General features: G+C 44.6%; 13 protein-coding genes. 7 read left to right on the top strand and 6 right to left on the bottom strand.

The features are described 5' to 3' along the window. The first annotated feature begins 4 nt into the window (after positions 1-4). The 6 genes from cysI (at position 5) to sps_RS13760 (ending at position 7,592) form a co-directional block, all read left to right on the top strand. Entirely contained in the window at positions 5-1,738 is a 1,734-nt protein-coding gene (gene cysI, locus sps_RS13785; protein ID WP_077755688.1) for an assimilatory sulfite reductase (NADPH) hemoprotein subunit, read from the top strand. Further along, the gene (locus sps_RS13780; protein ID WP_149027278.1) at positions 1,716-2,501 is read left to right on the top strand and encodes a phosphoadenylyl-sulfate reductase; all 786 of its coding nucleotides are present in this window, start codon (positions 1,716-1,718) and stop codon (positions 2,499-2,501) included. Before cysI ends, sps_RS13780 begins: the two co-directional genes overlap by 23 nt. A 737-nt stretch (positions 2,502-3,238) precedes the next feature. After that, positions 3,239-4,213 carry a Gfo/Idh/MocA family protein gene (locus sps_RS13775; protein WP_077753057.1) on the top strand — a complete coding sequence of 325 codons (975 nt, stop codon included), beginning with the start codon at positions 3,239-3,241 and terminating at the stop codon, positions 4,211-4,213. 123 nt (positions 4,214-4,336) lie between these two features. Continuing rightward, positions 4,337-6,082 (top strand): hypothetical protein, encoded by a 1,746-nt coding sequence (locus tag sps_RS13770; protein WP_077753056.1) that lies wholly within the window; start codon positions 4,337-4,339, stop codon positions 6,080-6,082. A 103-nt stretch (positions 6,083-6,185) separates the two neighbouring features. Then, positions 6,186-6,599 (top strand): DUF3010 family protein, encoded by a 414-nt coding sequence (locus tag sps_RS13765; RefSeq protein ID WP_077753055.1) that lies wholly within the window; start codon positions 6,186-6,188, stop codon positions 6,597-6,599. A gap of 138 nt (positions 6,600-6,737) precedes the next feature. Further along, a complete protein-coding gene (locus sps_RS13760; RefSeq protein WP_077753054.1) occupies positions 6,738-7,592 on the top strand; it encodes a PA4780 family RIO1-like protein kinase in 855 nt (284 codons plus the stop codon). A gap of 45 nt (positions 7,593-7,637) precedes the next feature. Here sps_RS13760 and sps_RS13755 read toward each other — a convergent pair whose 3' ends face one another. The 5 genes from sps_RS13755 to sps_RS28850 all read right to left on the bottom strand — a co-directional run bounded on the left by sps_RS13755 (position 7,638) and on the right by sps_RS28850 (position 10,991). Further along, positions 7,638-8,162, bottom strand: a complete 525-nt coding sequence (locus sps_RS13755; RefSeq protein WP_077753053.1) for a peroxiredoxin family protein — start codon at positions 8,160-8,162, stop codon at positions 7,638-7,640. Between the two features lie 141 nt (positions 8,163-8,303). After that, on the bottom strand, positions 8,304-8,687 hold the full coding sequence (locus tag sps_RS13750; RefSeq protein ID WP_077753052.1) for a hypothetical protein: 384 nt from the start codon (positions 8,685-8,687) through the stop codon (positions 8,304-8,306). Positions 8,688-8,722: 35 nt separating this feature from the next. Next, positions 8,723-9,070: a hypothetical protein gene (locus tag sps_RS13745; protein WP_077753051.1), complete on the bottom strand. Its 348-nt coding sequence runs from the start codon at positions 9,068-9,070 to the stop codon at positions 8,723-8,725. Positions 9,071-9,154: 84 nt separating this feature from the next. Further along, positions 9,155-10,780, bottom strand: a complete 1,626-nt coding sequence (locus sps_RS13740; protein WP_237157835.1) for a S41 family peptidase — start codon at positions 10,778-10,780, stop codon at positions 9,155-9,157. Positions 10,781-10,901: 121 nt separating this feature from the next. Further along, the gene (locus sps_RS28850; RefSeq protein WP_237158116.1) at positions 10,902-10,991 is read right to left on the bottom strand and encodes a phospholipase A; all 90 of its coding nucleotides are present in this window, start codon (positions 10,989-10,991) and stop codon (positions 10,902-10,904) included. Positions 10,992-11,111: 120 nt separating this feature from the next. Here sps_RS28850 and cobA point away from each other — a divergent pair, with 120 nt between their 5' ends. Beyond that, complete coding sequence (gene cobA / locus sps_RS13735; protein ID WP_077753050.1) at positions 11,112-11,990, top strand: uroporphyrinogen-III C-methyltransferase; 879 nt, start codon at positions 11,112-11,114, stop codon at positions 11,988-11,990. A 4-nt stretch (positions 11,991-11,994) separates the two neighbouring features. Here the strand turns inward: cobA and sps_RS13730 are convergent, their stop codons facing one another. Further along, positions 11,995-12,828 carry a TIGR03899 family protein gene (locus tag sps_RS13730; RefSeq protein WP_077753049.1) on the bottom strand — a complete coding sequence of 278 codons (834 nt, stop codon included), beginning with the start codon at positions 12,826-12,828 and terminating at the stop codon, positions 11,995-11,997. Between the last annotated feature and the right edge of the window lie 11 nt (positions 12,829-12,839).

Raw genomic sequence — 12,839 nt, 5'->3', positions numbered from 1 at the left:
AGCCATGTCAGAGAATAAAAGTGTAGAGCAAGCAGAGCCATTATCAGTCAATGAGCACCTTAAAACCGACAGTAATTTTCTGAGAGGCACCATTGAGGAAGGCTTAGATACTGCTGTCACGGGATCATTTAGTGAAGGCGATCAGCAGCTGATTAAATTCCATGGTTTTTACCAGCAAGATGATCGTGATTTAAGAAATGAACGTAAAGAGCAGAAACTGGAGCCACTTTATAGCTTCATGTTACGTGCACGTGTAGCTGGTGGTGTGTGTTCGCCGGAACAGTGGTTAGGTGTCGATGAAATCTCCTCAACTTTGACCAGCTCTAACAGCATTCGCCTGACCACTCGTCAGACATTTCAGTATCATGGTATCTCTAAGCGTAATTTGAGAACCTTGATCCAGAGCCTGGACAGTAAGGCATTGGATTCGATTGCCGCCTGTGGTGACGTGAACCGTAATGTGATGTGTAATCCAAACCCTGTCGAGTCGCGTCTGCACGAACAGGCCTTCTATTGGGCCAAGAAATTGTCGGATAACTACTTGCCACGTACTAAGGCATACGCCGAGATTTGGCTGGGGGATGACAAGGTTGTGACCAGCGAAGGCGATGATGTTGAGCCTGTATATGGCAAGACGTACTTGCCACGTAAGTTTAAGATGGCCGTGGCCGTACCGCCGGATAATGATGTAGACGTATACACCAATGATCTGGGTTTTATTGCGGTAGCGGAAGAAGGTGAGCTTATCGGCTTTAATTTAGTGGCCGGCGGTGGCATGGGTTCTACCCATGGTGAAGTACAGACCTTTCCTCGTCTTGCCGATGATTTCGGCTTTATTAAGGCCGAAGATACATTGAAGTTTGCCGAGGCGATATTAAAAGTCCAGCGTGACTGGGGTAATCGTTCTAACCGTAAACTTTCGAGACTCAAGTACACCATAGTCAAGTATGGCTATGAGGCATTTAAAGCCGAAGTAGAGAAGCGTGCAGGGGTTAAATTTGAAGCCAAACGTGACGTGATCATCGGCGATCGCGGCGACCGTTATGGTTGGATAAAAGGTGTTGATAACCAGTGGCACCTGACGCTATTCATCGAAGGTGGACGCATCAAGGACCTGCCGGGTCAGCCTCTGCAAACTGGATTAAGGGAAATTGCCAAGATACACAAGGGTGATTTCCGTATGACCTCTAATCAAAACTTTATCATAGCCGGTGTTGCCGAAGAGGATAAGGTAGAAATTGAAGGCTTAGCCCGTAGCCATGGTTTGATGGGGAAATTGATCACGCAAACTCGAGGTCGCTCAATTGCCTGTGTTGCACTGCCTACTTGTGCTCTTGCCATGGCCGAAGCCGAGCGTTACTTTCCGGACTTTCTGACGCAAGTAGAGTCATTGCAGGAAAAGCATGGCTTCTTGGATCAAGGCATTGTTATCCGTATGACGGGTTGCCCTAATGGTTGTGCAAGACCTTTTGCGGCGGAAATCGGCCTGGTAGGTAAGGCGCCGGGTCGCTATAACCTATATCTAGGCGCGAGCTTCGAAGGTACACGTTTAAATAAACTCTATCGCGAAAATATTCAAGAAGCAGAGATTTTATCTGAGCTGGATAATTTGTTTGCCAGATACGTGAGCGAGAAAGAAGAGGGTGAAACCTTTGGTAATTTCACGGTACGCATAGGCGTCGTGGCAGCGGTAATTGATGCCGCTAAGGATTTTCATGGACAGAGTAGTAATGCCTGAATCTAATTATCAGGTTGAAACGGTGGTTTCTTCACAAGAGTTGTTAGCGCTGTTAACTGCGCCGGCAGTCGAGCAGAAGAGTGAGCTTGAGCGTATCAACCGTTTCTTGGGAGGTTTGACTCCCGGGCAAAGGGTGGCTTGGGGATTGAAATACCTCCCGGGTAACCATGCGTTATCGTCGAGTTTTGGTATTCAAGGTGCAGTGATGTTAAACCTTGTCAGCACAGAGAAACCGGATATTCCGGTTATCTTGACCGATACCGGTTACCTGTTTCCCGAAACCTATCGGTTTATCGATGAATTGAGTGAGCGTTTATCGTTGAACCTTAAGATATTTGCATCACCCATAACCCCTGCCTGGCAGGAGGCGCGATTTGGCCAGTTGTGGGAGAAGGGCTTGGATGGATTAGATCAATATAACCGCATGAACAAGGTCGAGCCAATGCAGCGTGCCCTCGATGACTTGAGTGTAGGTACTTGGTTTGCGGGATTGCGCCGCAGCCAATCCAGTACTAGAGAAGCTTTGCCTATTTTGGCTATTCATGGTTCCCGCTATAAGATCTTGCCGATCTTAGATTGGAGTAACAAGGATGTGCATGAATACTTAACTGAGCATGACCTGCCTTACCACCCTCTATGGGAGCAAGGTTATGTTTCTGTGGGTGACACACATTCTAGCAAGCCATTAGAGCTGGGTATGAGTGAAGAGGATACTCGTTTCAATGGTCTCAAGCGTGAGTGTGGCCTGCACTTCGAGATATAGAAGCAAGGTTATGCATTAGTTATACACATATCAGTAATAGACATTAGAAAAGAGCCAGATGTTCTGGCTCTTTTCTTTTGGCCGTTTTTCAAATTCTGGAGTTGGTCATAAGTATTAAATTACACCTTTTATCCACATAGGTGTACTGGTGCGTCAGTATGGGAGCGGCTCTAGTTAGCTTTTTTATATTTAACTTATCTATATAATTTAAAGGTAAAAATGTTGAGCTCCTTATGTTTCGATTATCCATCTTGAAAATTAGTACAGTTTTACGCACAAACTTATGCACAGGCGTGAAAACTAGTCTATAGTCAGGAGTTCCCGTAGATGGTTTTAGAATGCTGTTCTGTATAGGGCTATTGTTAAGTTAGTTATTAACCTCAGCCAAATGACTTTTAGATCTTCCTAGAGCTTGTTGTCACCCTTGTGATGATACTCACTAGAAGTCGCAGACGGCCTTTAAAGCCTATTCACCTCACGTATCTTATTTGATTGTGATTAGGTGATATGTGGTTTTGGTTGGCTTGTTAGCGCCTGCTTAATCAAAAGCCGTTACCCCTGAATAGCCCGATGCGGCTATTCAGGATCTGCCCCCGAATGCTATAACTCACCACAGCAATTCATTGACCATTCATACATTTACTTTCCTTTAGCATCATTTCTGTTTTCTAAGCCAACATATTTGGTAATCTATTTTGAAGGCTAGAACCTAGAAGAGCATACATGGAGAGTAATTTTTGTCTGTCGATATTAAGATTATACGCATCGGAGTGATTGGCTTCGGTACTATTGGTAAGTATGTAGTAGATGGTGCACTGGCACATGATGAGTTTGAGGTGACAGCTGTCTTCGATCCCAACTTGTTATCAGCGTCTGCTGAGTTTATGTCTAGGCCTGAATATAGGCGCATCAGACTGATGGCGTCAGTGAATGAGTTGGTTTCATGTGAGCGGGTCGATCTGGTTTATATTGCCACGCCTCCGGCATCTCATATTGAATATTGTCGTTTAGCCTTAGCTCAGAGGAAGGCGGTATGGTGCGAAAAGCCCCTCAGTGTCGATCTGACTGCTGCCGATAAGTTAGTCGAAGAGATTGAAGCCGCTGGAGTCATGTCGGCGGTTAATCTGTCGTTAGCCAGTAGTCCAATTCTGGATAAACTCCTATCACTCGCAGAAGAGGTTGGGCATGGGGAAGCGCAGCAAGTAGAGATGAGGTTTCACTATAGCCAGTGGCCTAGGCATTGGCAGGCTGCTGCTGACTGGTTAAGCTCTAGGGAGCAGGGCGGTTTTCTTCGTGAGGTTTTCTCTCACTTTGTATTTCTACAGCATCGCCTCTTTGGGGAGATGAAGCTAGTAAAGGGTCAGGTTACCTTTGCCAAAGAGGGCTGCGAAACTTATGTGATGGCCGAGTATCTTTGTGGAGATCTTCCCGTCAGAGTCTGTGGTGGCATTGGCGGAGCCGCACCAGACACCAATGAATGGACTTTATACACTGACAGGCGCGCCATTAGATATTCAGATTGGAACAAGCTGAGTATAGGAACTCAGGATAGCTGGAACGATATAGAGATAGGACAAGTGGGCAGTGCTGTTTCATTACAGCTTGATGAAGTTGCCAAAATGATGACAGGGAAGCCTCATAAACTGGCGAGTTTTAGGGAAGCTTTAGCCGTTCAAGTCGTCGTGGAGCAGACGTTGAATTCAAGCTGTTAAGGTCACCTTCTTAGTTTTGAGAACCTTTTTCTCTACAAATATAGTATATTAGAGACTTTAATGTCAGGGCGTTTTCAACATCCCCCAAATACTAATTTCGATCTATAAAATGGAGTTTAATGAATGAAAAAAATACTAATCGCTGCGGCAGTGGTTGCCGTTGGTGCTGGCGGGTATTGGTTTAATCAGCAGTCCGGAGGGGGAGCGAGTCAGTCTAATGATGTATTGGCTTCGGTACCCGCAGATACGCCTATTTTTTCGGGTCAGTTAAAGCCTTTCCCTATCAAGTCTTATATCAATTCACTGTCTCAAAGCTACAAGACTTATCCAGAAGAGATGTTTGCCGAGTTAGAGCAGTCAGATGATGCCAGAGCTAAGTTCTTTGTTAGTTTAAGTCGGACCTATATGGATAGTCTGGAAAGTGGTCAAACATTTGTGACAACCTTTGGTTTAGCCGATGAGATCAAAAGTTATTTTTACACCTTAGGCCTGTTACCTGTACTTAAACTCGACGTCGAAAAGCCTGAGGTCATATGGGCTCTGTTGGATAAGGCGGAAAAAGACAGTGGTTTCAGTCACCAGATGAAGACCTTGAAAGGGCTATCTTATCGTTCATATACGTTAACCGATGCGGGTGATGCCGAACCTATCGAACTGTTGTTTTTACAGCAAGATGGTTTGTTAACCATTACCTTGAATGCATCTATGCTTGCACCAGGTACTCTGGAAACGGCGCTTGGCATTAACCCGGTAACCCCTTCTCTTGCGGATGCAAAGGTATTACAAGATATCATTAAAACCCATGGTTTTAGCGATGAAGCAGTGGGTTTCGTCAATCACCAAGAGTTAGTTAAAGCCATTACTACCAAAGATGGTAATCAGCTGGCCCGCCAGGTGACAGCTATTCTTGCTCAAGAGGGGGAGGACCCGTTCTTGGAGCTTCGCACCCCAGAGTGTCATAGTGAGTTTACGGCTATTGCCGCTAATTGGCCGCGTACCGTATTTGGTTTGAATAGTGTTTCAATAGGAGAACAAGAGAGTACTCTGGATTTCTCTACTGTGATTGAGAGTAAAAATCAGGCTTTTCTTAACGCATTGAAGGGTATGCGTGGCTTTATTCCAGACTATGTAAAGAACAGTCGTGATACCGTATTTTCTATGGGGTTGGGCATTGAGTTAAATCAATTGGTTCCCTCGTTAACTGCCGTATGGGATGAAATGCTACAACCTCAATACCAGTGTCAGGTTTTACAAGAGTTTCAGCAAGAGATGTCGGGCCAAAATCCTGCCATGTTAGGTATGTTTACTGGCATGGCTAATGGGGTTCGTGGCGTGAGTGCTGCACTCCTTGATTATAAGTTTACCGAGCAAGCTGCGGGCGCCCAGGGAGAGCCAAGTTTAGAAAGTGTTGATGCTATTATAAGCCTGTCAGCAGATAACCCGAGTATGTTATTTAGTATGGTGAAACCTTTCGCGCCTGAACTGGCCAATATTCAATTACCACAAGATGGTAGCCCTGTTGACCTTTCTCAATTGCTACCACTTCCGCCAGAATATGGCATTTCTCCTAAGCTGGCGCTAAAAGGCAAACATCTAGTCCTGTATACGGGAGATAAAGCCGAGATTGTGGCTAATAAGCTGGCTGATGAGGCATTAGATAACAATGGTTTATATAGTGTCTATCTGGATTATAGCAAGGTGTTTGCGCCGATCTTAAGCTTGGCAGAGATGACTGGCGAGCCATTGCCGGAAGAGTTCTCTATGATGAAAGATTACAATATGCAGTTGCAGATGGGCCTGGATATCAATGACCAAGGCATAGTATTTGACTCATACATGAATAGTAAAGCGACACCCGGTGGTGAGTAAACTCTAGGATAAAAAAGAGTCAGTACTGCTGGCTCTTTTTTATGTCATAACAGCGGGTATTGAAGATAACTGTAATAAAGAAATTAGAAGATGGAGGTAAAAAGTGGTCATTGCTGGACTGTTTTTAAAGGCAAATGAAGTGAGAATGGTAAGTTTGAGTGGTACGCGTGAATCCCATGAGCTTGTGGCACCTAAGGTAAACAAGTTAACGCTCAATAAGAGCCCTACTCGGGAAGAGGTCAGCAAGTTTGTTGCAGAGATTAAGGCCTATTGCGGTGAGCATCAAGTTGAGTTAATCGTGATGAACAGGCGCGCAAGTAAGGGCCAAGGTGCCGGCGGAGCAGGGACCTTTCTGATGGAAGGAGTGATATTAGCAAGCTCAATGATCAGTGTTGACTTGGTTCATCCTGCCACAATAAGAGCGACCGATAAACGCACTCTCACCCTAAAAGATTTAAAACCTAAAACGGTTGATTTAGGTAAGGCTTATGATCTGGCGTTTGAACTGTTAAACTAACCCAAATTATATAAGCTTTTGAAAAATTACTGTAATTGTAGAAATTACGTTAGTGGGTTTGGTTTTTGGAATGATCCAGTCCCCATGAAAGTTTGTTTTAATATTCCATCGAAGCCTTAAGTAAGGTATAACGGCGCTATGAAAATACCGAAACGCATTCAGCCTCTCGTCGATGAAGGCTTAGTTGATGAAGTCCTTCGCCCCTTGATGAGTGGTAAAGAGGCCGATGTTTATGTTGTCCGCTGTGGCGACGATGTTCGTTGTGCCAAGATTTATAAAGAAGCCGAGAAGCGTAGCTTCAAGCAGGCTGTCCAATACCGAGAAGGCAGAAAGAGCCGTAACAGTCGCCGAGCTCGTGCCATGGAAAAGGGCTCGAAATTTGGTCGTAATGAGCAGGAAAATTCTTGGCAAAATGCCGAAGTCGATGCCCTATTTCGCCTAGCCTACGCTGGTGTTAGAGTCCCGCAGCCATACGGCTGTTTCGATGGTGTGCTATTGATGGAGTTAATCACCGACGATCAAGGATATGTGGCGCCAAGGCTTAACGACATTACCTTGACCAGTGAGCAGGCAATAGAGCAGCACAAGTCGGTGATAAAAGATGTACAGCGTATGTTGTGTGTCGGCTTAATCCATGGCGACTTGTCTGAGTTTAATGTACTTCTAGACAGTCATGGCCCCGTGATAATAGATCTCCCCCAAGCGGTTGATGCGGCAGCAAACAATAATGCTAAGCGCATGCTTGAGCGCGATGTGAATAATATGACCAGATATTACGGTCAGTTTGCTCCCGAGCTTTTGACTAGTAAGTATGCCAAGGAGATGTGGGCTCTGTTTGAGTCAGGTAAGCTAAATCCTGAGTCTGAACTCACTGGTAAGTTTAAAGAGAGTACTAAGACTGCTGATGTAAATTCGGTACTCGCTGAAATTGAAGCGGCATTCGATGAAGAACAGGAGCGCAAAGAGCGTATCCGGGAAGCTGAAGAAGGTTAAATAAAAGGTTCTAGTTCCTAGGAACTAGAACCTAAATTTTAGCTACTAATCACTTTTTTCGACGCCTAATTTTTTCAAATTAGCGGCTATATCTTCTGCTGCCGTTGCAGCATTGATATCTTCATCTATCTTAATTATCTTGCCATCTTTGCCTACATAGAAGGTGACGCGACTCGCGACACGGACGAAATTTAGCACATCGTAAGCCTTAGCTGTTTCCTTACTTGGGTCGCTCAACATGGGAAAGTCGGCTTTTTGTTTCTTGGCGAAATCTTGATTGTCTTCTAAGTCATCGACACTGGCCATCATATAAACCGCGTTAAACTCCCTGATTAAGTGCCCCTTCTGAACTAGCGAGCGACACTCCAATGTACAGCCATGGGTGTTGGCCATGGGGTACCAAGCTAGGACTAAGGTCTGCTTACCTAGATAATCACTTAGTTGATAAAAGTTACCGTCGGTGGATTGTAATCTGAAATTTGGCGCAGTATCTCCAACCTTGAGATCGGTTGCCATGGCGGAGAAGCTGAGTATGGATAATAGAATAAGCTTGAGCGATAATTTAAACATCTTTAGTACCTAGTATGAATATTGCTTGTTATATCAATCGGCATTACTGATATATGATCCTTTCAAATTAACACATTGGCAGATGCATGTAATCTGGTCAGAGCGAAAATAGGTGAAGGTAAAGTATTGAGCTGAGCTATCTTATGGGGTGACTGAGCATGATGCGGTGACTTTTAATCGCTCATCTCCCTCGACTAAAGCGCATAGGCTCTCATTTGGTTCGAGGTTTAATACTTGCTGCTTCGGCTTTGGGATTTCTAAGTCAAGATGCTTGATCAAGATATGAAATTCTAGTCGTATCATCTCATTGGAAATTTGTGCTGGCAAAGCAGAGACAGTGATTAGATCATTTTCTAAATGGCATTGAGATTCTGAGGTGACCGTTTGAGTTTGGTTGATAAGTGGGATGCCATCGAGCTCGATGCAGATATTGAGTGTAATCTCAGGTTTGGTCGTTAGCTCGAATTTGGCAGCCTTGTCCCTATACTGCGCATTTAAATAGAATCCACCGATAGGGCTGCTCATCTCAAAAGGCCTCATTTTTTATTATGTTTACACAACTATGCATTCTTGCTGTTTTCTAGATCTATGAGTAAATTTGCATAATTTATCCAGTCAATGATAAGTGCTTTCACCAACATCTGAGTGCCAGGATCTACTTGGGGGTGCTGCCCTTTTTTTTGCAAGAATTCAACTACCCATCTAACCTCTAATGGAGCGAGCTCTATTTTGAAATTGTCTTTAGGGCTTGGGTTATTATCTGGCTGAGGATTGATGGGGCTATGCATCTGATTTTGTACTGTGAGTGCCAGTTTCGGATTTATGCCGCGTAATAGGGTGACTGACATGCGTAAAGCTCCTCGGCTAAACGTATCTGCGGTTGATACTACCTCTTCCTGACTCTGCATATCCCTCTCCTTTGGCTTTTTACTTCCTTTGACTATCTGATCTAACCGAAATCAGACTAATTACTTGTTTTAGTTATGTCTATCTTAGGGGGTCAACGCTTTAACTGCTAATTCCGTCATGGTATGACTCTCTTGTTGTAACGTCACTCGGGACTCTGTAGTGGGAGTCTTATCAGAGCCTTGCTCGACACCTAAGGCCTGTTTAGCTTCAGTATCAGGACTATTGAGAGTGTAGACTGTTTCACGATCTTGCTGCTCACTTTCAATCAGTGACAATAATCCTTGCCAGTTTATAACCTCAGTGATTGGCAGTGGAATATCGGGTTGAGTTCCTACACTAGACAGTAACTTTCCTTGCATGTTGTAGGTGAGACTCGCGGTAAGCTCAACCTTAATGCCACTGTTGGGTAGGGTAAAGCCATATCGTCTACCTAAGTCACCAGAAGTTTTCTCGCCAATAAGGGTGACTCGTGATAATGATTTAGCAAAGTAGGCCACCCATTCACATTCCCGCCGACATTCTGGGCCTATGATTAAGCCGAGGCGACTGGATGTTGCCCTGTATGACTCATCATAGTGGAACTCAGCCGCGAGTGGCGATCTTCTTCCGTACCAGAGACCGAATCGTTCTGCTTTATCAATATCGATAGTTTGGCTTGTCTGACGGAACTCAAGTTGTTCGAAGAAATTAAACTCATCAAAAGGAATAAAGCCAAGAGGCCTGAGAAAGTCGGATTTGAAATCAATTGAGCGGCGGTATTGGCCAAGGGCCATGAGGCGCTGAGGCGCATTGTTTCGGTTGTTGGTGGTTTCGGGGTTAGGGTAATGACGGGCGATAAAATGTAACAGCTCATCACTGTCTCCAACGGCATTCCTGAGGTCGATTATGGTTAAGGCTTGTTGTGCCCCTCTCTCTAGCTTTGCCACTAGTTCAGAATCTCTATCATAGTTAGATAGCAATTCTATTGAAGCGTACACAGGCTGACTCGTCGTGCCAGAATCGCTCAAGCTATTCATTTTGCCGGAGATGAGCTCTCTGGGGGGATGGACTTGATGCTTGGCAACAGGTAAGACTAGCTGAATATTGGAATCCAGATTATCGCTGAGTGACAGAGTTACCTGGCTTTTGAGAGGCAATCCCATATCGCGCCTCAGAATATTCAGCTGTGAAAGCCAGTGTACACGCTCACTGACGCTCTTGTTCACAGGGTTAGAAATAAATTTCTGACTGGTTTGTTCCCAGCGAGATAGAGGAAGGCCGTCGATATGAGTAATGAAAGGATGATCGGGATCTATTGGGACGGCATTTCCATCCAGTGCAAGCCAAGAGTCTGCAACAGGTTTGAGGATCACAGGTAAAACTGGCAGAGGCTTATTGGGTGACGTGATTATAGCCCCTGGATCTTCAAGAGTGGCGAGGAGCTTTACGACTTCGGCATAAAAATATTGGGATTCAAGGGAGTTCGTGGCGCGATAGACGAGTGGCTCTACATCGGCCTCTATCTTGGCGAAGCGCTGCTCATCTAATGCTGCAAATGCTGAATGTAACCTAACCTCGTTTATCAATACATCGAGGTCTTGATGCATTTCACTCTGAGTTAGACGGGTTTTATACTCGACAGAATATAGGGTTAAGCGTGCTAGCTGTAGGGTGCTGATCAGTAAACAGAGTCCAAATACATTGACTATTTGTGGAAATCCGAATCTCAATATCTCTCCTTGATACACTGGTTGTGCGTCCAGCTTGTTACTGCTAGTAGACGTTACTACCCGGAAGTAGAAAAAGTTATAGGTTCGATTGGTTAATCAACCGATCTGAAGCAACTAAAAATTATTTAAATAGGAATACGTCGTTGCCTATGTATTGGGTACGGGCATTATAGTCGATAAGGCTCTTTTCGTAACCGTTAAAATATTGAATATGAATGCAAAGCTCCTACAATTAATAACTAAAAGTTATAACAATAAAGAAATAACTATTTATTAAGTTATAAGTAGGCGGTTATATTTACACTATTAAAATCGTGTGTGGGGCATAGAGATGGAAATAGTCACTTTACCTGGTCAGAGAGCCGGTGGAAAAGTTTGGTTAGTTGGAGCGGGTCCGGGAGACGTTGAGCTGTTAACACTCAAGGCATACCGGATCTTACAAACTGCCGATGTTGTCCTCTATGATGCCCTAGTTAGTGAAGACATCATGGCTCTGGTTCCTCAAAATGCCGAGAAAATTGCTGTTGGTAAACGCGCTGGTAAGCACAGTGCAGCCCAAGATGAAATCAATCAACTTTTAGTCACTAAGGCCTTTACTAAGCAGAATGTCGTGCGTCTCAAAGGGGGCGATCCGTTTATTTTTGGACGTGGCGGCGAAGAACTTCAGAGTTTAGTCGAGGCGGATTTAGCATTTGAAGTTGTTCCGGGTATTACTGCTGCCAGTGGGACATCCGCCTACGCAGGTATTCCACTGACCCATAGAGATTATGCCCAAGGGGTGACATTTATAACGGGCCATTGTCAGCTTGAGAGCCGGCCAATGGACTGGAGGGACTATGCAAATCCCAATAATACCTTAGTCATCTATATGGGGATCTTGAATGCAGGCTTGATAAAATCTGGGCTGTTAGAAGCTGGACGCAATATCGATACGCCGGTGGCAATTGTTTCTAAGGCTACCACACAAGATCAAAGGTGCTTCATAGGAACCTTGGGAGAGTTAGAGCGATTAGCATCACATCCCGAGCTTAAGATGCCCGCCTTGATGATCATAGGTGAAGTGGTGGAACTCGCCGATACCTTGAACTGGTTTAAGCCTGATTTCAACCAAAGCGACACAATCCAAAACGATTCTACTCATAACACACTGCTGCACAGTGAATTGCTTCGAGGGTTGAGTCAAAAGTTAAAGGCTGAGTTAGCACAATAGATCTTTATTCGATCATGAAATCTTTGGCGAACAGAGATCTCATGGCCTTGGTATAGTCATTATCAGATTTAGGGTGAATAAGTTGGGTGAGTTCATCCCCAATCGGCGTTAAGCGGTAATAGTTAAACAGTAGGTGGCCACTTTTTGGGGTCAGTTTCATCTTAGTATCTAGCATGGTGAAATGAATCGGCGTCTTGCTATTTAATAACCCCGTCTCAAATTCACTTCGGTGCAGTATACCCGTATCGATCAAGGTGAGAATATTGGAATAGGGCAGACCGAAATTCGATAAGCCGATATTGATGGGTGCTGACTTTCTGAATATTTGACCGATCCCCCCAGTATATCTATATCCAATGATGAGTTTTAGACGAGTCTCATTATTAACCTTAACGGCCATACCTAAGGCTTTTTCTAAAATCTGCGCTTCTTTGTGTGTTAACTGCTTTAGTGTTGTCAGGGTTCTTAGGCTAAAGTTACCAGGATTGGTAATTTCATTGGCAAGAATTCTGCCCCATAACTCCTGCATCTTACGGTTATGTATCTGCTCTGCGATTTGAAAGAATTGATGCGACCAGTCAGGATCGAGATCGGCACCAGTTACGTCTGATGGCGTGATGCTTAAGGCTATCTTATAGATGGTTTCAAGATTGAGCTGATACTGGCTCATTAACTTACGCTGCCTATGCTCGGCGCGCTCTGCGATCGAGGCAGTGCTGGCACTATAACCCTCCTCACTGCTCAATCCAAGCTGACGCCCTAACAGGAGTGCTTTCTTGCGGGCAGATACATCAGATTGTGCTGACTTTACTTCGCTGATTTTCGATATTTCGGCCATATCACTCTCGG

The sequence above is a fragment of the Shewanella psychrophila genome, from assembly GCF_002005305.1.
Classification (GTDB): domain Bacteria; phylum Pseudomonadota; class Gammaproteobacteria; order Enterobacterales; family Shewanellaceae; genus Shewanella; species Shewanella psychrophila.
The sequence above is the reverse complement of the archived record's forward strand: the minus strand, read 5'-3'. Positions and strand labels throughout refer to the sequence as shown.